This window comes from Cupriavidus sp. 8B (assembly GCF_054589115.1).
The window spans coordinates 1-235 of the sequence record NZ_BAAILO010000601.1 but is presented as its reverse complement, the minus strand read 5'-3'; the positions used below and the strand labels follow the sequence as shown (position 1 = coordinate 235).

Annotated in this window: 1 protein-coding gene; it reads right to left on the bottom strand. The window is 67.2% G+C overall.

The genetic code is table 11. The features are described from left to right. Positions 1-222, bottom strand: a 222-nt coding sequence (locus ACYP5B_RS49855) for a helix-turn-helix domain-containing protein (RefSeq protein ID WP_459574861.1), incomplete at its 3' end; no start/stop codon positions are given. Positions 223-235: the final 13 nt, after the last annotated feature.

Below are 235 nucleotides of genomic sequence, written 5' to 3'. Positions count from 1 at the left end.
GCCGAGCGCCCGCGCCGCAAGGCCCGGCGGTGTCCGGTTGTTGGCCAATTGACCCTGGTGGCGATTGAGCAAGCCGGCGGCGCCGTCCTGTTGGTAGCGGCGCAGCAGGCGCAAGGTCTGGCGAGGGGTCAGTCCGAGCCTGGATGCCGCAACCCCGGTCTTTAGGTAGGCGTCGGCCAGTGCCTGGATGACCTTGAGCCGGTCAATCTGCCGCATCGTCATGGTAATGGCTCCT